The 19,015-nt window shown below is 59.0% G+C and carries 19 protein-coding genes; 9 read left to right on the top strand and 10 right to left on the bottom strand.

The features are described from left to right. Nucleotides 1-19: 19 nt before the first annotated feature. Nucleotides 20-484, bottom strand: a complete 465-nt coding sequence (locus AC0V6W_RS13720) for a nuclear transport factor 2 family protein (RefSeq protein ID WP_486150891.1) — start codon at nt 482-484, stop codon at nt 20-22. A 79-nt stretch (nt 485-563) separates the two neighbouring features. Between AC0V6W_RS13720 and AC0V6W_RS13715 the strand changes: the two genes are divergently transcribed. The 4 genes from AC0V6W_RS13715 (at nt 564) to AC0V6W_RS13700 (ending at nt 6,278) form a co-directional block, all read left to right on the top strand. Then, nucleotides 564-3,419: an ATP-dependent DNA helicase gene (locus AC0V6W_RS13715; protein WP_486150889.1), complete on the top strand. Its 2,856-nt coding sequence runs from the start codon at nt 564-566 to the stop codon at nt 3,417-3,419. Continuing rightward, nucleotides 3,416-4,495 carry an AraC family transcriptional regulator gene (locus AC0V6W_RS13710; protein WP_486150887.1) on the top strand — a complete coding sequence of 360 codons (1,080 nt, stop codon included), beginning with the start codon at nt 3,416-3,418 and terminating at the stop codon, nt 4,493-4,495. Before AC0V6W_RS13715 ends, AC0V6W_RS13710 begins: the two co-directional genes overlap by 4 nt. Nucleotides 4,496-4,604: 109 nt before the next feature. Continuing rightward, nucleotides 4,605-5,549, top strand: a complete 945-nt coding sequence (locus AC0V6W_RS13705) for a sterol desaturase family protein (RefSeq protein ID WP_486150885.1) — start codon at nt 4,605-4,607, stop codon at nt 5,547-5,549. Between the two features lie 180 nt (nt 5,550-5,729). Further along, nucleotides 5,730-6,278: a SixA phosphatase family protein gene (locus AC0V6W_RS13700; protein ID WP_486150883.1), complete on the top strand. Its 549-nt coding sequence runs from the start codon at nt 5,730-5,732 to the stop codon at nt 6,276-6,278. A gap of 22 nt (nt 6,279-6,300) precedes the next feature. Here the strand turns inward: AC0V6W_RS13700 and soxR are convergent, their stop codons facing one another. Continuing rightward, nucleotides 6,301-6,759 carry a redox-sensitive transcriptional activator SoxR gene (gene soxR / locus AC0V6W_RS13695; RefSeq protein ID WP_486150881.1) on the bottom strand — a complete coding sequence of 153 codons (459 nt, stop codon included), beginning with the start codon at nt 6,757-6,759 and terminating at the stop codon, nt 6,301-6,303. Nucleotides 6,760-6,885: 126 nt separating this feature from the next. Between soxR and AC0V6W_RS13690 the strand changes: the two genes are divergently transcribed. After that, nucleotides 6,886-7,278 carry a VOC family protein gene (locus AC0V6W_RS13690; RefSeq protein WP_486150879.1) on the top strand — a complete coding sequence of 131 codons (393 nt, stop codon included), beginning with the start codon at nt 6,886-6,888 and terminating at the stop codon, nt 7,276-7,278. A gap of 61 nt (nt 7,279-7,339) precedes the next feature. Here AC0V6W_RS13690 and AC0V6W_RS13685 read toward each other — a convergent pair whose 3' ends face one another. After that, nucleotides 7,340-7,969 (bottom strand): SOS response-associated peptidase, encoded by a 630-nt coding sequence (locus AC0V6W_RS13685; protein WP_486150877.1) that lies wholly within the window; start codon nt 7,967-7,969, stop codon nt 7,340-7,342. A 6-nt stretch (nt 7,970-7,975) separates the two neighbouring features. Then, on the bottom strand, nt 7,976-8,899 hold the full coding sequence (gene ubiA / locus AC0V6W_RS13680) for a 4-hydroxybenzoate octaprenyltransferase (protein WP_486150875.1): 924 nt from the start codon (nt 8,897-8,899) through the stop codon (nt 7,976-7,978). A gap of 132 nt (nt 8,900-9,031) precedes the next feature. On the opposite strand from ubiA, the gene AC0V6W_RS13675 reads away from it, so the two are divergent. The 3 genes from AC0V6W_RS13675 (at nt 9,032) to AC0V6W_RS13665 (ending at nt 11,593) form a co-directional block, all read left to right on the top strand. Further along, nucleotides 9,032-9,787 (top strand): 16S rRNA (uracil(1498)-N(3))-methyltransferase, encoded by a 756-nt coding sequence (locus AC0V6W_RS13675; protein ID WP_486150873.1) that lies wholly within the window; start codon nt 9,032-9,034, stop codon nt 9,785-9,787. A 63-nt stretch (nt 9,788-9,850) separates the two neighbouring features. Then, entirely contained in the window at nt 9,851-11,239 is a 1,389-nt protein-coding gene (locus tag AC0V6W_RS13670; RefSeq protein ID WP_486150871.1) for a glutamate--cysteine ligase, read from the top strand. Nucleotides 11,240-11,302: 63 nt separating this feature from the next. After that, a complete protein-coding gene (locus AC0V6W_RS13665; RefSeq protein ID WP_486150869.1) occupies nt 11,303-11,593 on the top strand; it encodes a putative quinol monooxygenase in 291 nt (96 codons plus the stop codon). A gap of 31 nt (nt 11,594-11,624) precedes the next feature. Here the strand turns inward: AC0V6W_RS13665 and AC0V6W_RS13660 are convergent, their stop codons facing one another. From AC0V6W_RS13660 to AC0V6W_RS13635, 6 genes are all read right to left on the bottom strand, one after another. Continuing rightward, on the bottom strand, nt 11,625-13,055 hold the full coding sequence (locus tag AC0V6W_RS13660; RefSeq protein WP_486150867.1) for a methyltransferase family protein: 1,431 nt from the start codon (nt 13,053-13,055) through the stop codon (nt 11,625-11,627). An 85-nt stretch (nt 13,056-13,140) separates the two neighbouring features. Continuing rightward, the gene (locus AC0V6W_RS13655) at nt 13,141-14,466 is read right to left on the bottom strand and encodes an outer membrane protein assembly factor BamB family protein (protein ID WP_486150865.1); all 1,326 of its coding nucleotides are present in this window, start codon (nt 14,464-14,466) and stop codon (nt 13,141-13,143) included. A gap of 54 nt (nt 14,467-14,520) precedes the next feature. Further along, nucleotides 14,521-15,324, bottom strand: a complete 804-nt coding sequence (locus AC0V6W_RS13650; RefSeq protein ID WP_486150863.1) for a tetratricopeptide repeat protein — start codon at nt 15,322-15,324, stop codon at nt 14,521-14,523. Between the two features lie 170 nt (nt 15,325-15,494). After that, nucleotides 15,495-16,637: a glycosyltransferase family 4 protein gene (locus tag AC0V6W_RS13645; RefSeq protein WP_486150861.1), complete on the bottom strand. Its 1,143-nt coding sequence runs from the start codon at nt 16,635-16,637 to the stop codon at nt 15,495-15,497. Then, on the bottom strand, nt 16,634-17,146 hold the full coding sequence (locus AC0V6W_RS13640; protein ID WP_486150859.1) for an alpha/beta fold hydrolase: 513 nt from the start codon (nt 17,144-17,146) through the stop codon (nt 16,634-16,636). Before AC0V6W_RS13640 ends, AC0V6W_RS13645 begins: the two co-directional genes overlap by 4 nt. Beyond that, nucleotides 17,109-17,501: an alpha/beta fold hydrolase gene (locus AC0V6W_RS13635; protein ID WP_486150857.1), complete on the bottom strand. Its 393-nt coding sequence runs from the start codon at nt 17,499-17,501 to the stop codon at nt 17,109-17,111. The genes AC0V6W_RS13640 and AC0V6W_RS13635 overlap by 38 nt, the downstream gene beginning before the upstream one ends. Nucleotides 17,502-17,574: 73 nt before the next feature. Between AC0V6W_RS13635 and AC0V6W_RS13630 the strand changes: the two genes are divergently transcribed. Further along, entirely contained in the window at nt 17,575-18,981 is a 1,407-nt protein-coding gene (locus AC0V6W_RS13630; protein ID WP_486150855.1) for a protein adenylyltransferase SelO family protein, read from the top strand. Nucleotides 18,982-19,015: the final 34 nt, after the last annotated feature.

The following is a 19,015-nucleotide window of genomic DNA, read 5'->3' as shown; positions in this document are numbered from 1 at the left end:
ACGCGCAAATAGGCCGGTGTTAGCTGCTTGCCGATAAATACGTGATCTTGCCGTCGATCACTTCATATTCGGAATACCCGCAGCACAATTCTTCGCCGCCTGCGGTGATGTAAGCGGTCTCCAGATAGATGAACGCGCCGCTCACCCCGCTATCGATGATTTTCATGCGCGGTGCGCCGGGCGCAAAATTGAGCTTGTAAAGCGCGCGGATCTGGCTGTGACCGGTTGCGACCATGCCGTTGGCATAGACTTGCGCATCTTTGGAAAACGTCGCGACAAACCGATCAAGATCGCGGGCGCGGTAAGCATCGACATGGCGCTGAACCACAGCGGTTTTGACCGCAAGCTCAGCCTCCTCGTTGGCGGCAGAGCGGTCCTGCGGCTCGCTATTGGCCGCAGCATCCTGAGGGCTGTCCTGAGCGCTTGCTGGCAGGCACAGCGCGGCGGCGATAAGACTGGCGGACAAAAGAGCAGGCATTTTCATCAAGATTCTCCCCGAAAGTGCACGGGAAAATGCGCGCCAATCGTTTACTTTACGTTTGCAATCGCGCATTTTTTTGGCCGTGAGCACTCCCACCCCGCCTCCATCACACCCGCCGCCTTCCGCCGCCCAGCCCCTATGCCTGCCTGCGCTGCATTCCAGCCATTCGGGCAATTGGCTGCGCACCGCCAATGGTTCTACGCAAGCGGTGTCCAAAGGCGATGGAATCATGGCGGCGGCCGATACGCCTGTGCTGCTGATCAATGCGCCGCTGATCGCGAACCGGCTGGGCTATCCCGATCTGTCTGGGCTCGATCTGCTGGAATTGTTCGCATTTGTGCATCCCGCGCGGTTTTGCGTACCGACCCCGCGCGGGCTGGCTCAGGCTTTGGATCTGGATGCTCCTGCCAGCGATGATGAAGTGCCAGCATTCTTGCAACAGGCAGCAGGCGCGATGGCGGCCCAGTGCGAAGATGCTGAATGGTTCGAACGCGAAGGCGCGTGGACAGCGCTGCAATCCATGCAAAGGCTGCGGTGGCCATGGGCCAATGTGATCAAGCCGCACATCAAACGCCCGGAACGCGCCGAGAGGTTCCTTTTTTCCGCCTTGCGCGAATGGGAAGAGGCAGGCGAGCGCCCTCCCCCAGCGCAGATTAACCTCGATCAAGATGCGGTGCTCGACCGGCTGCGCGCGCTTACAGGCGAAGGGGCTGAACAACGCGAAGGGCAGCGCGATTATGCGCGCCAGGCAGCCCAGATCTTTGGCCCAAGACCCCGCGATGAAACCCCGCATATTGCGCTGGCGCAAGCGGGAACGGGTATCGGCAAGACGCTGGGCTATCTTGCGCCTGCTTCCCTTTGGGCCGAAGGCTCGGGCGGCACGGTCTGGGTTTCAACCTTCACCAAAAACCTGCAACGCCAATTGCGCAGCGAAAGCCGCCGGGCATGGCCTGCCAAACGCGGTGATGGCACGCGCCCTGTCGTGGTGCGCAAGGGGCGCGAGAATTATCTTTGCCTGCTCAATCTGGAAGACGCGCTGCAAGGCGGGTTTGCCGGGCGGCCTGCGATCCTTGCGCATCTGGTGGCACGCTGGGCCAGCTATACCCGCGATGGCGATATGATCGGCGGCGATCTGCCCGGATGGCTGGGAACATTGTTTCGCAAACGCGGCATTGCAGCCCTTACCGATCAGCGCGGCGAATGCGTTTATGCAGGCTGCCCGCATTACCGCAAATGCTTCATCGAACGCGCCGCCCGCGACAGCGCGCAGGCCGATCTGGTGATTGCCAATCACGCGCTGGTGATGATCAACGCAGCAAGAGGCCGCGACCATGCGCAGCGGCCAACCCGCGTTATCTTTGATGAGGGGCATCACGTTTTCGATGCCGCCGACAGCACTTTTGCAGCCACTTTGTCAGGTCAGGAAGCGATTGAGCTGCGCCGCTGGATTATGGGGCCAGAGCGCAAGAACAGGGGCCGCCGCCGCGGGCTTTCCGCGCGCCTTGCCGATATCGCATCCTATGACGATGAAGGCGGCGAAGCGATTGAAGCCGCAAGCGAGGCAGGCAGCCTGCTGCCGGGCGAAGGATGGTTGCAGCGCATTGCCGAAAACCAACCGGCAGGCCCCATCGAAGCTTTACTAAGCGCGGTGCGCACCGCCACCTATGCCCGCGACGAATCCGGCGGGCAAGATGCGGGCTACGGGATCGAAACCGAAGCGTCGGGCCTTCCCGGCGAAGTTATCGAGGCGGCAGGCCGCGCCGCCGAAGCGCTTGCCAATATCCGCACCCCGCTGATCAAGCTGGGCGGGCGGCTGGAGGCAATCATAGCTGACCCGCCCGATTGGCTGGATGGACCCGGAAATCAAGGGGGCCGCGCACGCATAGAAGGCGCGCGCCATTCGCTGACCTGGCGCATCGATCTGATCGCGGCATGGGAAGCGCTGCTGGCCCGGCTGGGCGGGCCTGGTGACGCAGAATTCGTCGATTGGCTTGCGGTCGACCGTTCTGATGCGCGCGAATTTGATGTCGCCATCCATCGCCGCTGGCTTGACCCGATGAAGCCCTTTGCCCGCACCGTTCTTGAACCTGCGCACGGCGTGATGCTGACCAGCGCGACATTGACCGACCGGATCGATGATGAGGACCAAGCCTGGCAAAGCGCCATCGCCCGATCAGGCGCGGCCCATGTCGAGGTCAATCCGCTATTGTCCTCTGCGCAAAGCCCGTTTGATTACAGCGCCAATGCCGAAGTTTTGATCGTTACCGACATCAAAAAGGGCGATTTGCCCGCTTTGGCCGGGGCCTATGCAAAATTGATCGAGGCATCAGGCGGGGGCGTGCTGGGCCTGTTCACCGCCATCCGCCGCCTGCGCGCTGTCCATGGCCGGATTGCTGATCGCCTCGCCCGTGATGCCCTGCCGCTTTACGCGCAGCATGTGGACCCGATTGATACAGGCACGCTGGTCGATATTTTTCGCGATGATCCGCGCGCCAGCCTGCTTGGCACCGATGCTTTGCGCGATGGAGTGGATGTGCCGGGACAATCCTTGCGCTGCGTTGTGCTGGAGGCTGTACCATGGCCGCGCCCCGATATTCTGCACAAGGCCCGCCGCCTTGCCGCCAAGGATAATGGCAGCACGGCGAGCGCCTATGATGACCGGATAATCCGCGCGCGGCTGGCGCAGGCATTTGGCCGGCTGATCCGCAATCGCGACGATAAGGGGCACTTTGTGGTCCTCTCCGCCGCCTTCCCCTCGCGCCTCCTCACCGCTTTTCCTGATGGCACCGCCATTCGCCGGGTGACATTGGACGAGGCCGTCGAGCGGATTGCGCAAGGTATCATCGGCCAAGACCCTATGCCGGCGGATGAAGGCTCTGGAATTTCCGGCGATTCCATCCCAGATACATTGCCGATGATGGGGCCGCGCAGCATATGATCGAAAATTGGGACTTTCTGGTTCGCATCCTTTCGCTGGGCGCTGCGCTGATGCTGTTTGCGCAGGTCGCATCGAACGATGTGCGTGCCAGTTTGCGTTTGCCGATGCTGGGGATGATCCTGGGCGTAATTGCCTATCTGGTGAATTCAACACCCCTCATCGCGCCGCAGGGAATTCTTGACCCATGGGTCGATCTGGTGTCAATTTTCACGACTTTTTTCATCTGGCTTTTTTCGCGCAACCTGTTTGAACGACCGGTAGAGCGGCGCGTGATCCTTGCTACGGTCGCCGTGTTTGTCAGCGGCTGGTTTGCAGGCAATTTTCTCCCCTTCACCCGGCCCGCCGGTTTCTTTGTGCTGCATATCGTCTCGCTGATCCTGATCGCCGATATCGTGCGCGTGGGCGTGTTTGAACGCGCCGATGATCTGGTTGAGGAACGCCGCACCATCCGGCTTTGGCTCCCGCTGCTCGTCGCGGCGCAGGCCGCCGCGATTTTGTCGTTTGAGATTGTTGAGGTTGTGGCCGGCCTCGATGGCCGTCCGCCGGCGGCGCAATTGATCAACTCGCTTTTGATCGCGGTGCTGATCCTGTTTTCAGGCATTGCCCTGATGCGCAGCGACCGCGAATTGCTGGTCCATTCGCAGCGGCAGGCTGGCACCGAAAAACAGCCAAAGCCGCTCGATCTTTCGCCGAGTGAAACGGTGCTGAATGACAAATTGCAAGCCGCTTTGAACGAAGGGGTACACCGCAGGCCGGGCCTTTCCATCGCCGGACTTGCCGATCAGCTGGGCACGCCGGAACACCGCCTGCGCGCGCTTATCAATGGGCAGCTTGGCTATCGCAATTTCAGCGCCTTTTTGAACAGGCACCGCATTGACGATGCAAAGGAAAGGCTGGCCAATCGCGATGATGTGGACCTGCCCGTGCTGACGATTGCAATGGATCTGGGGTATAACTCACTGCCCACATTCAACCGCGCCTTTCGCAGCGAAGCAGGCACAACGCCTAGCGAATTCAGGCGCTTGGCCATCGCCCAAGGCGAAAACGAGCCCCACAAAGACACTGGTCAAAACTGAAAAAAGCAGCGCATTTTCGCAAATGACCTGATCTTTTCGGCATTGCGAGGATTTAGCGGACTGTCTCGCGCAGTTTGAGTTCATCAGCTCAAACACGAAAGACCAAACCATGTCCCTACAGCCTGCTCAATCGCCCATTCTCACCGACCCATCGGCGGTCACCTATATCGCCGATCTGGTCGCTGAGCATTTTATCAATGTGCTCTATTTCGATCTTGGCAGGTATCTGATCGCCGCAGGGGCATTGACGGCCATCCTGTTCGTGTTCCGCAGTTTTGCCAAAGCGCGGCGGATCCAAAAGCGCGCGGCAAAGCGGGCCGATTACATCCGCGAGATTTCCTCATCCTTGCGCACTGTGTTCGTGTTCGGATTTACGACTCTTGCCACAATCATCGGGCTTGAAACGGGCGTCATCAAACTTGGACTTGATAGCGCGCCGCTTTTCACAATCATCTGGCAATTTGCGCTGATCGTGCTGGCGCATGATGCCTATTTCTATTGGGCGCACCGCGCGATGCACACCAAGCGCTTGTTCAAAGCCACGCATTTGCATCACCACAAATCGCGCACCCCAACCCCGTGGACCGCTTACAGCTTTTCCATGGGCGAAGCCGCGATTGAGGCTGCGTTTGTGCCGATCTTTCTTCTCATCACCAGCACTGCGGGGATCGCATATGCGGGGATGGCGATGTTCCTGTTCTTGTGGAACATGATTATCCGCAACGTGATGGGCCATGCAGGACATGAACTGTTCCCTGCTGGCTGGCTTGATATCCCCGTATTGCGCTGGATCAGCACCACGACCCATCACGATCTTCACCATTCATCGGGCTATAATTTCGGGTTCTATTTCACCTGGTGGGACAAAATGATGGGCACCGAACATCCCCGCTATGCCGAAGAATTCAACGCCAACGCGCAGCCTTTGAAGCTGCCAAATTTCAAAGCGCTACTGCCAAGCAAACCCGCTGAACAGGCCAGCGTTCTTATCATGGCATTGTTTGCCGCATCGATGGCGCTTGGCGGGCCGATCGTGGTCATGGCGCAGGCTTAAACGGTTCTCGTCCGGGCAAAGCGGCCCCAGCTGCATTGCCCGACCTATGGCGAGGCGGCAGCTCTGGGCCATCCATCTTTGCTTCTCTTCGATGGATATCCGTGCGCAGGGCTGCCGCATTTGCTTTACACGAGCCGCCCAGATAGGCAGATGGTCCCCGGTCTATCAGGAGATGTCGCGTTGAAAATTCTGGGTCTTCTGCGGCATGCGAAATCGGATTGGGATGATATGGCCCAGCGCGATTTTGATCGCGGGCTGAATGATCGCGGACGGCGCGGCGCAGAATTGATCGGCAATCACATCCGGGATCACGGGATCAAATGGGACGCAGTGATCGCCAGCCCGGCCGTGCGGGTCAAATCCACATTGGAAGGCGCCTTGCCCGATGCGCCCGTAATGTTCGACAAGCGGCTCTATCTCGCCAGTTCTGAAACGATCATGGAAGTGATCGACGCGGTCGCCTCGCAGGAGCAGGATGGCGGCGAAGACATCGATGCAATCTTGATCGCCGGACACAATCCGGGCTTGCAGGAAGTGCTGCTCGACCTTGTATCGCCCGCGCATGAAAACGATTTGTTCCGCGAGGCAGCGGCCAAATTTCCCACTGCCACATTTGCGGTTCTGGAATGCGATGTCGAAAGCTGGGATGCGCTCAAGAAATTCTGCGCAAAGCTGGTGCATTTCGCGCGCCCGCGCGATCTTGATCCGCAATTGGGACCAACCGATTAAGAACTAGGGCGCTGAGCTGGCCCTATCCAGCCGCCAAGATCTGACGCGGTCCCGGCCCTTCCCCGGCCAGCCGATCATCCGGGTTGTAGATCGCGCATTTCTGCAAGCTTAAACACCCGCAGCCAATGCACCCATCCAGACTGTCGCGCGTGCGCTGCATTTCGGCAATCCGCCGGTCCAGCACATCGCGAATGGACGCGCTGATGCGGCGCCAATCTTTGGCCGTGGGCGTGCGGCCATGGGGCAATCTGGCAAATTGCGCCTCAATCTCCCCCAGCGAAAGGCCAAGCTGCTGCGCGATCAGGATAAAGCTGACGCGGCGGATATCAGAGCGCAGAAAGCGCCGCTGATTTCCCGATGTGCGCACCGGTTCGATCAAACCCTTCGCCTCGTAAAAACGGATGGCAGAAACCGACATCCCCGTTCGCCGCGCCATCTCTCCGATGGGGATAAGGTCATTTTTCGTAAGGCGTTTTGGCATAGCAAAAGCCTATCGCATTTTTTGCTTGACCTCAAGTTAGGTTGAGGTTGCACGATCACGGCATCCGGTGGATCAAAGGGCAAATCTGGCCCCTGATGATCCGCAACACAAAAAGGAGCCTGACCCATGCCGCACGGCACACTCGAACACGCAAATCTATCCGTCACCGATCCCGAACGCAGCGCCAACCTGTTCAAAACCTTATGCAATTGGCAAGAACGCTGGCGCGGTCCGAGCCAGAAATATGGGCGAACGATCCATGTCGGCGAGAGCGAAAATGGCGCGGCCTATCTGGCGCTGTATACCGGCGATCACGTCACTGGAGAATATTCCAAAGGCCAGCCGCTCAACCATATCGGGCTTGTCGTTGACGATCTGGCAGCGGCGGAAAAAACCGTTGAAGAAGCCGGCCTAACCCCGTTTGGCCATGACAATTACGATCCCGGCCAGCGGTTTTACTTCTTCGACTGGGACGGGATTGAGTTTGAAGTCGTCAGCTATTCAGGCGGTGCGGCATGAACGAGATCATCCCGCAAGAACCGCTGTTCGGCCCGCCTCGCCCGAGCGGCAGCGGCGGCGGTCACAGTAAATCTTTCTGGACCGCTTTCCCGCGCACCCAAGACTGGCCCGTTGCATCAATAGTGATGTCGCCGCTCCATGCGCTGCACAGGGCCTTTGCTACCTCCGGCGATCCTGACAGCCACGCGTCATAGTCGCCCGCCTGCAACAGCACCGGCATCCGGCTGTGGACATCGGCGCAGGCCGCGCCTTCGCTGTCTGTCATGACCATGGAATAGCAATGGCCAAACTCATCGCTCGTTCGCCACACGCCTGCCGCAGCGAACAGATCGGTGCCGGGCAGGCTCATCCAGGTGCGCGTTTTTGAACCCTTTGCGCCTTGCGCTTCGGCCCAGGCGCTGATCGGGATCAGGCAGCGGCGCTGTTCAAAGGAATGCCGCCAGAAAAAGCTATCGAGTTTATCCGTTCGCGCATTGTTGACGGGTTTGGGTTTGAGCGGCTGTCCCTGCTTTCCCTTCATCACCAGCGGAAAACCCCAGATCATCTGGCGCAATTTCCCCTCTGCAACGACCAGTCCGGGATAGCCGGGATAAACCTCCTCGGCATAATTTGCGCCGCCCAAACTCTCGATCGCGCTGAACCAGCGGGCAACCTCATCCTTGTTTTGCGTCATCCGGTATAGGTTGCACATTGCCGTTTAAGCCCCTGCATTTCCGACAATAAAGCACGCCGCCGCCATTAGCGCCCCGGCCCACCGATTGGACCGAAACCGCTCCAGCGGATTGTTCGGATCTGCAGGATCAAGCGTTGATACCTGCCACAGCAAATGCAGCGCGGCAGGCAGCAATGTCAGCAATGCCGCAATATCAGGCCGGTAAAGCCAGATGCCCAGCCCCCACAGCGCAATCGTGCCCGCGTAAAACGCGCCCACCCCCGCATGCACACGCGCGCCCATTCGCAAGGCCGATGATTTTATGCCGACCAGCGCATCATCCTCGCGGTCTTGCAAAGCATAGATCGTATCAAACCCGATTACCCAGCAAATGCACCCGGCATAGATGCAGGCAAGCGCATCCCAATTGTCAAAGCGCAAATGGGTCCACCCGACCAGCAGCCCCCAATTGAACACCATGCCAAGCCATGCCTGCGGCCACCATGTGATGCGTTTCATAAACGGATAGGCCGCGACAAGAGCAAGGCTGGCAAGCGCAACAATCTGCGCCTCGGTCCTCAGCTGTAACAGGACGATCAGCCCGATAAGGCACAGGGCAATCAGCCATCCCCATGCTTGCTTTTTCGAAACCCGCCCGCTTGCCACGGGCCGCGCTGCGGTGCGCGCGACCTGGCTGTCGAGATCAGCATCGACGATATCGTTGTAAACGCAGCCCGCCCCGCGCATCACAATCGCTCCAAGAAGCAGCCATCCCAGCAGAGCCAATTGGAGCCCCGCCCCTGCCAGCCACACGCCAAAAACGCACGGCCAGAATAGCAGCCACCAGCCAATAGGCCGATCAAACCGCGCCAATTGCGCCAGATCACGCGGCAATTGCGGCAGCCGCTCTATCAGGCCGCGATGTTCGCTGTCCGGGACGATATCGGGATTGGCTGGCGTCTGGGTCATCGCAGCGTCCCTAACCCACTCAATCTCATTCGTCATCCCAGCGAAAGCTGGGATCGCTCGCCACATGCGAAATGCCTCACGCAGCAGATCCCAGCTTTCGCTGGGATGACGTTTGTGTTTATGAGAGGAAATATGCCCGCAACCCCCGCCTGGCCGCCGAAATCCGCACCTCGCCTGTTCGTGAGCGATGAACTGGCAAAGGGTCAAACCGTGGGATTGGACGGCGGCCAAGCGCATTACCTCACCAAAGTCATGCGGGTGAGCGAAGGCGATGCGGTTGTCCTTTGCGATAATATAACGGGCGAATGGGCCGCGCGCGTGGTCGAGGCAGGCAAGCGCGCGGTCACGCTGGAGGCGGTGCAAATGCTGCGGGCGCGCGAAGATGTGCCTGATTTGTGGCTGTGCCCTGCCCTTTTGAAAAAAGACCGCTTTGACATGGTGCTTGAAAAAGCGACCGAGCTTGGCGCGGCGCGCATTCAGCCCGTTATCACCCGGCGATGCGTTGCAGATAAGCTGAACCATGCCCGCGCATCAGCGCTGACAATGGAAGCGGCAGAACAATGCGCGCGCACGGCGCTGCCCGAATTGAAAGAGCCGCTCAAACTCGGCGCCCTGCTTCGCGATTGGCCGCAGGATCGCGCGCTGTTTTTCGCCGATGAAGAAGGCGGCGAGCCTGCAGGGTCCGCCTTTGCGAGCGCTTCTCTGTCTGCCGCGATCCTGATCGGTCCCGAAGGCGGCTTTGACGATGACGAACGCGCTGCAATCCGCGCGCATCCGCAAGCTACCGCCATCTCGCTTGGCCCGCGCATATTGCGCGGAGAGACAGCTGCGATTGCTGCGCTCTCTGTTTGGATGTCGCAATCAGGCGATTGGTCGGGACAAGAATGACTTGCATCGACAAAACCCAGATTACGCTTCCCACCGGCATTTGCGTTTTCTAAAGCAACCCGCATGAGCACGCGAGAAACCTCAGCCGCCGACGAGCCCGTGATCGAAAGCATCGATCAACTGATTGCTCCGATGAAAGGCGGCGAAAAGCCCAAAAGCGAATGGCGCATCGGGACAGAGCACGAAAAGCTCGTCTACAAACGCGCTGATCGGCGTGCGCCATCCTATGATGAAGGGTGCGGAATTCGCGATCTGCTTATGGGGCTGACCCAATTTGGATGGGAGCCGATTGAGGAAATCGGCCCCGATGGCAAAGCAAATGTCATCGCGCTGAAAGGCGCAGATGGCGCGGTCAGCCTGGAACCTGCCGGACAGCTTGAATTGTCAGGCGCGCCGCTTGAGAATCTGCACGAAACCTGCGCGGAAACCGGGCGGCATTTGGCGCAGGTCAAGGAAATCGGCGAAAAATGCGGCGTCAGCTATCTCGGGCTTGGCATGTGGCCGGACAAAACCCGCGATGATCTGCCCGTTATGCCCAAAGGGCGCTATGGCATCATGATGCGCCATATGCCCAAAGTTGGCGATCTGGGTCTTGATATGATGCTGCGCACCTGCACCATTCAGGTCAATCTCGATTATTCATCCGAAGCTGACATGGTGCAAAAATTCCGCGTCGGCCTCGCTTTGCAGCCGCTTGCCACCGCTTTGTTCGCCAATTCGCCTTTCACCGAAGGCAAGCCCAATGGCTATCTGTCCTATCGCAGCCATATCTGGTCAGACACCGATGCCGCGCGCACAGGGATGCTGCCGTTCGTATTCGAAGACGGGTTCGGATATGAACGATGGGCTGAATATATGCTCGATGTGCCGATGTATTTCGTGTTTCGCGATGGCAAATATATCGATGCCGCAGGGCTTTCCTTCCGCGATTTTATGGACGGCAAGCTGTCAGTGCTGCCCGGCCAGCGTCCCACGGCCAGCGATTGGTGGGATCACCTGTCCACCGCCTTTCCCGAAGTGCGCCTTAAAAGCTTTCTCGAAATGCGCGGCGCAGATGGCGGACCGTGGAGCCGTATTTGCGCCCTGCCCGCCTTTTGGGTGGGCTTAATGTATGATCAGGGCGCGCTTGATGCGGCGTGGGATCTGGCCAAAGGCTGGTCGATGGATGAACGCGAAGCTTTGCGCAATGATGCGCCCAAACTTGGCCTTGATACCCCGCTGCCCGGAGGCGCTGGCACGATGCGCGATCTGGGCCGCGATGTGCTGGGCATTGCGCATTCAGGACTGGCGGCGCGCGGCCGGTTGAACGGCAGCGGCGACAATGAAACGGGCTATCTCGAAACGCTCGATGAAATCATCCAAAGCGGAAAAACCCCAGCGGAGCGCCTGCTTGATGCCTATCACGGCGATTGGGGCGGCGATGTCTCGCACGTCTATAAATATTCATTCTGAGCGGGCGAAGGCGGCGATGGCGCGGCCCTTTTGCAAGGGGCAGGAGCGCGCGCGTTGATCCTTGTGACCGGAACATTCCGCATCCCTGCAGGATCGCTTGACCGGGCGCGGACCGCGATGGACACGATGATTGCCGCGTCGCGCGCCGAAGATGGCTGCCTCGCTTACACATACGCGCTGGATATTCAGGATAACGGTCTGGTTTGGGTGCATGAACGCTGGCGGGACCGCGCCGCATTGGATGCGCATTTCGCATCAAGCCACCTGGCGCATTGGCGAGCGCGGTTTGATGAGCTTGGAATAACGGATCGCAGCTTGATCGCGCTGGACGGGGATCAGGCGATAGCTGTTTGAAAACTAACCGTGATGGATCACGCAAACCATATCATTCGGCAGGATGCTGTCCGCCTGGCGTAGAGGATGGCGCCGATGATGCCCCCGATGATGGGGATGGCGCGGCCGCACCGCCCCCTTTGCCGCGGCTGAGAACTCGCCGCTTTAACCGGGACAGGGGCGCGGTGATGATGCCGTTTTCTTCCATCCAGTCATAATATTCGCGGTATTTGGGGTCTTCACCCAGCAAATGCGCCTCTTCCGTGCGCGCGCGCCAATAATAAATCCCGTTCACCATCAGCAAAAAGAACGTGTTGCGGATCGCATCCACGGGTGATCCGCTGGTGACGAGGAATGGCAGGGCGGAAAACCACCAGAACAGGTTCTTCGACAGATAAGCGGGATGGCGAGTGAAACGGAACGGGCCGTGGGTGATTACGCCGCGATAGGTGAGGTTTGAAAACCGGATGCCAAACGCCACCGTCGCCCAGGCATAGATACCGGTCAAAAACACCAGCCACGCCGCCCACATCCACAAGGCAGCGTCATTCCCGGCCAGCCAGTAATCCCATTTGGCGATATTGCTTTCATAGCTCAGCACTTGATTGTTGTTGCCGATCAGGCCCCACACAAACGGCGGATAACACAGCAATGCCGCCAGCCACCCGCCCAAAAACGGATTGCCGGATCGGATATGCGCATCCAGCGGGCGCAGAGTGAACAGATAGCCAACCGTCCCGATCTGCACATCGATCACAAACAGCAAAGTGATCAGCAAACTGCCGATCACCACCGGATTGGTGAGAAAATCAGCCGGCCGCGCTTCGACAATTTCGGCAAAACCCGGCGGCAAGATGGAGATCATGAACGCGCCAAAGAACCCTTTGATGATCCATGCGCGCCAATGCTTTTTCACTTGGCCCGCGTCCCATTCCTCGCGCCCGATCAGCATTGCACCAAAATGCCATGTGCCATCGCGCGGATTGGTCATGAACCGATCGAGCCAGATGATGTAAGGCACGCTGATGATGATCAGCGGGACCAGAGCAAAGCCCAGAACTTTCATCGAAAACAGATAATTTCCGTCCCAATACCACCGGCACAGGCAATAAAGGCACGCCAGAACCGCCCACGTCGCCCAAAGGCCAGCGATTTTGACCATCGCAGTGGGCATCACCTCGGCGCTGGTGCGCTTAAGGCTCCAATCCATTCCGGTCGAAGGATTGCGGTGAACCTTGTCGATAAAAACAGACCATGCCGCCATTGGCCCAGCGGTGAAAACCATCGCCGTAATCGCGGCATAGGGGCCGGACAGCACGCCCATGCCTTCCATGCCAAAACCCGCAGCGATTGCGGGGAAATTGCGGCAAAACACAATCCACGCAGCCAGCCCTGCCAGCCCGACAAGCCCGACGGCTGCAGAAACATCGCTTTGCGGGATCGCAGAGGGAGCCTTTGCGGCCATATGATCGTGCCCAGACATGACAACGCCGCCATAGCAGCAAAGGGTTAATGCTGCGATTAATCGGTTTCAGGCAGGCTTTTCGGCAGAGTTTCGCCTCCGCGCTTTACTGAAACGCGCGGATCGTCCCGCTGTCATCGAGCACATACAGCATACCGCCTGCCACCACCGGAGGAAGGCTGACGGGTTGATCGAGATCAGCAAACAGCGCCGCTGCCCCCTCGCCCGTGCTCACTCGCCACAACTCCCCGCGCGAGCTTGCGACCCACAAATGATTGCCCGCCAGAACAGGGCCGGTCCAGAAAATCGGCTGTTCGCGTTTCTTTTCTTTGCGGAATTCCTGCAATTGCGTGATCCAGCGCACGCGCCCGGTTGACCGCGCAATCGCCAGCAATCGGGCATCATCGGTCAGCGTGAAAATCCATTCGCCCGCAATTGCTGGTGTGGAAATGCCAGCCAGGCTGAGTTCCCAAACGCGCTGTCCTGTTACCAATTCATAAGCCGCCATCCGGCCGCCCTGCCCCAGCGCATAAACGCGGCCCGCATCAATAATGGGATCAGCGTCAATATCCGTCAGCGAGCTAACCTGCGTTGAGATATTCGTGCGCGCCAAGGCATCGGCCCACAAAGCACGCCCATTTTCATAGCGGTAAGCGGATAGCTCCCCGCTCGAATAGCCTGCGATGATCGTGCCATTGCCCGCAGCAGGCGCGGCCACGCCAAAGACGCCCGATTGCGCGCTCGATCCCGATTCGCTCCACAGCTGCTCGCCATCAGCCGCGTTCAGGGACAAGACCTGATTGTCCTGTGTCATCACATAAATCTGACCGAACGCGATAGTTGGTGATCCGCGCAAAGGACCGGCTGGCTGAACCCGCCAGATCATCTCGCCCGTTTCCGCATTCAGCGCCTTTACCTCGCCCGCGCCATTGGTGGCGTACAGCTTGCCATCGTCATAGCTGACCCCGCCGCCAAAGGCTGATGGACGCATATCATCATCCATTGCCGCATCGGAATCCCAGATCTTGGCTCCGGTCTTTTTGTCGAAGGCGTGGATGGTGCCATCGGCGCCCACCGCAAACAGTTTGTTGCCGCCAATCACCGGGGACGCTGCCAGCCGGGCACGCGTGGTCGAACCTTCGATCCGTGCGCTCCAAACGCGTACCGGGTTTTCGCCCAAGGCAAGGTGACCGTATGATTTGCTGGCCGATCCGCCCACTTGCGCCCATTCTTCATTGGAGCGCTGTGGGGGCAGAACCACGCTGACACTGGCCAATGCGGGATCAACCGCAGCGCCGCTTTCAATGCGGGACAGGATTGGCATGCGTTCGCCAACCGTGGGGGTGGTCTTTTTATCGCCCGCGCACCCGGTCAGCAAAGCAGCAATGCCGCCTGCAATAAGCGCAGCTTTTCTAGCAGTAATTGTCGTCATATATTCGTCCAAATCCATCCCAAAGCTGGTGTGAGCAAAAATGCCCCGCAGCCCCTAATTCGCCGTGTCTGATCCAGCTGCATCCTCGTCTGGAATGACCCCTTCATCCTGCAACAGCTGCTCCACATCCTCAATCGCATCAACACCCAGCAATCCCGCCATCTGGCGCGCGCGGGATCTTAGCGTTTCAGGCAAGTCTTCATCTTTCGAAATCTGCGCAAACAATGCGCCCGCTTCTGCTTCATTGCCCGCTTCTAAGTGAGCAATGGCGGTGAGTTCCGCAGCGCTGCCAAAAAACGGAGAGCCAGGCTGCGCCAGATTGCTCAGTTTCGCGATCACATCGGCAGGTTCGCGCTCGTCAAATGTCGCGCTAACTTCGCGGATCAGGGCCAGATCGCGCAGCGCGCTTGGCGCTTCATCGTCCACTGCAATTGCGCCGTAAAGCTCGGCTGCTTTCGCGGTGTCTTGCTGTGCCAGGGCATTTCCTGCCTGAAGGAACCGGGCCGTGGTGCGCACGCCAGCCTGCTCGCTTTCCAGCAAAGGCGCGATTTTTTCATCGGCCCCTGCAAAATCGCGCGCCTCGACCGCATCAAGCGCTTCGACCACCGCTTCGGATTGCTCTTCAAGCTTGCTTTCATTCTGGCTGTCCCAGAACAGATATCCGCCCAGTGCGAGCAGAAACACGCCAATGACCGATCCGATCAAAAGCCCGTATTTGCTTACAAATTCGGTCGCATCATCCTTGCGCACAGCTTCATCAATCTCGCGAATGATGACCTCATCCTCGGCAGAGGGCGCGGCGGGAGCGGGATCCGGAGTGTTCTCAGGTGAGTTAGGGTCGTTAGGCTTGAGCGCCACGGGGCTCTTTTCCTCAATCAGTTATATGCACTAGCGTGGGTCTTTAAGCACCTCGTGAGTGCGGCGCAATGGCAGCGCTCAAAGCGTTCACCATCATGTTTGCGCCATAGGGGATGAAATTGGCGACCTCAGCTTGAACGCGCGATGAAGCGCGGCGGATTCTATGCGCCCTAAAACGCCCTGCCCATCACATCGGCATAGAGGTTGCGGTAACTTTGGACCATTTGCGCCTCGTCAAAATGCTTCACTGCTTTTGCGCGATTTTCCGCACCAATTTGCGCGCGCATTTCAGCATTTTGCGACAATTCGAGCAGTTTTTTGCCCAGCAGATCAGCGCTGCCGGGAGGCGCGACAAACGGCGCGTTGGATGGGGCGAGCATGGCCGCGATATCGCCCACATCGGGCGCTGCCACAGGAAGGCCTGCGGCCATCGCTTCGACAACGGAAATGGGGAATTGCTCTGATTTGGACGACAGCGCGAAAATATCGAACAGGCCGGCAACGCTGGCAGGGTCTTTGACTGCGCCGGGCAAATGGACGCGGTGCGCAATCTCTGCCTCGCGCGCGGTTTCAAGGATGGTCTCTTTTTCAGGCCCGTCGCCCACGATCACCAGATGCCAATTATCAGGCAGATGTTTCATCGCGCGCACCAGCAGCGGCAATTGCTTCACCGCTCTAAGGCCTGCCAGAGTGCCCACCCAATGCTCGCCCTCGCGTTTAACGGCGCGGATCGCGCCCGGCTTTGGCTTTTTGGCAAAGGCGGCCGTATCAATGCCGTTGTCGATCCGGCGAACCCTTTCGCGCGGCTGTTTCCAGGTGCCAATCGCAATCGCTTCGAGCACCCGGCTCGGCACAATCAGGCGCTGCGTGCGCCACAGCGCCACCCGGCGATACCAATTGCGGCTGGATTTAAGCTGCACCGCCTCGTCTTCGTTAAAGCCGTCCTCATGATGGATCAGCGGAGGCAGGCCGAGGTTCTGCGCAAACACCGTATGCGCCATCACCACATCCATCGCGCCCCAATTGTACGTGAGCACAAGGTCATAGCCCGCCAGCGCCTTGGCAATCGTGATAAGCCGCCCCGGAGTGGGCGATCCGGTGAGCGAGGGGAAATCGGCGGGAAATTCCGCTTTCACCCGCCTGTCAATCATCGCGCGCGCGCCCATTTGATCGGGCTGGCCGGAAATGATGGTGTGGTGGAGCGCTTTTCCAAACGCGTTCATCAGCTTGACCGTGCGCAATTCCTTGCCGCCGGGCGAGAATGTGGATTGGCAATGCAGAATGCGCGGGACGCGGTTGGAGCGCGCGCTCATGCGATCCCCTCCAGCAAGGCATCAATCGCGGCGACGACTGGCGCCTCGTCCAGTGTCGGCGCATGGCCCACGCGCGGCACGACCAGCGTTTTCATCGCAGGATTGCGCGCCGCCATCTGCTTTGCCGTGTCCGCCGAGATCAAGTCTGACAATTCGCCCTGCACCAGCACCATGGGCACCCCGCGCAATGCTTCAAAGGCAAGCCACAGATTGGGCGGCGCGCCATTATCGGCCTGGGCAAATGGCTCTGCAATCGCCATGTCATAATCATAGCTGATCCGCCCATTCTGGCTGACGACCAGATACCTCTTGGCAAGGTTCAGCCATTGATCAAGATCGTAATCGGGAAAGGCCTCCCCATGCGTTTCGGCAAGCGAGCGCGCGGCGTGGACCCAGGTGGGATAGCTGCGCCCCTGGCCGACATAGTCGCCGATCCGGCTTAATCCTTCAGGCTCAATCACCGGACCAATATCATTCAGCACCGCGCCTGCGATCTCGTTCCGGGTCATTGGCCCCAAGCAGCATGGTCATGATGCCGCCCATGGATGTTCCGATAGAGACAAACCGGCTGATGCCCGTCTCTGCCAACAGCAATTCGACATCCTCGGCATATTGTTTGGGTTTATAGCTGTCTGATGTGGGCGCATAATCGCTCAAACCGCGCCCGCGCATTTCGGGCACTATCACGCGGCGCGTCGCGCTTATATGCTGCGCCAGCAGCTCAAAATCGCGCGCATTGCGGGTAAGACCGTGCAAACACAGGGCCGGCAGTTTGCCCGTATCTGTGCGCGCGGGGTAATCCCTGTAATGCAGGTTCAGCCCGTCTTGGCTGGACCAGCTTTTGTCCTCATAATTCTCAGCCATTTTTGGCACGTGCTCCCGAACAATAGCGCGCGTGGCGGTTGCGCATACAGCTTTCCCCGGCCACTATCGCGCCATGCACAGCCAAGCGCAATTGAGCAAGTATCAAGCAGACCCCGCGATCAATGCTCTGGCCGATTGGCTGGGCGTAGAAGTGGCCCCTGCGGATTTCCCCGAAACCCGCCTGCGGTTCCGCCATGAAGAAGCGGCCAAAAGCGTGGGGCTATCCCGCCTCAGCGATGACCAATGGACGCAGCATTTTGGCCGGTTTGCCCCATTGAAAGACAATCTCGCAGCGCCGCTTGCGCTGAAGTATCATGGCCACCAGTTTCGCGTCTACAATCCGGACATTGGCGATGGCCGCGGCTTTTTATACGCGCAGCTGCGCGATGATGCCGGGCGGCTGATGGATCTGGGGACAAAGGGTTCTGGCCCCACCCCGTTCAGCCGGGCCGGCGATGGCCGATTGACGCTCAAAGGCGCGGTGCGCGAAATACTTGCAACCGAAATGCTGGACGCATTGGGCGTCAACACATCGAAGACTTTTTCGGTTATCGAAACGGGCGAAAAACTCTGGCGCGAGGATGAACCCTCCCCTGCCCGCTCTGCCGTTATGGTGCGGCTGTCGCATTCGCATATCCGCATCGGCACGTTTCAGCGCCTGCTCGCATTGGAAGAGCGCGACAAGATGGAGCAGCTTGCCCAATATTGCATCACCCATTTCCCCGGCCCCCTGCCGCCCGAAGATGCGCCAGACCGCGACAATCCGGCCATTATTCTGGCGCATCAGGTCGTGGAGCGGATGGCCGATCTTTCCGCCAGTTACATGGTCGCAGGCTTTGTTCACGGTGTTCTCAACACTGATAATATGAACATCACCGGCGAAAGTTTTGATTATGGCCCATGGCGCTGGTTGCCGCGCTGGGATCCCGGTTTCACCGCAGCCTATTTCGATCACAGCGGCCTTTATGCCTTTGGCCGCCAACCCGAAGCGATCAATTGGAATTGCGGGCAATTGGCCGTTGCTTTGCGGTTATTGGCCGATAGCGAGCCGCTGATCGCTGCGCTTGGCCGGTTTCCCGAATTGTATATGGCGGCCATCGCGCGGCGGTGGTGCTGGCGATTGGGCGTGGTGCCGCAGGGGACTGAGGCCGATACGCAATTGGTCGCAGCCTGCGAAAAAGCGATGAAGGAACGCGCGCTTGGCCCCGATGCCTTTTTCCATGCCCATCGCGGGGGCCGATCAGCCGATCAATTGCCAGCCGATTGCGCCGGGATTTTCGAAAAATACGAACCCGTCCCCTTTCACCATGACTATTGGGACGCAGACACGCCGCAAAGCATGCTGATCGAAGAAGTGGAGGACATCTGGTCTGCCATCGAAGCGCGCGACGACTGGCAACCGCTTGAAACAAAAGTTGACAATTTGCGGCGCGCTAAAGCGGCGCATGGCAGCGCACCCACACCGCAAGGTCACCGTTAGCATACGTAAATGTGCGAATGTCAGTTTAGACCTT

The organism is Erythrobacter sp. JB1-7, from assembly GCF_057365015.1.
The sequence above is the reverse complement of the archived record's forward strand: the minus strand, read 5'-3'. Positions and strand labels throughout refer to the sequence as shown.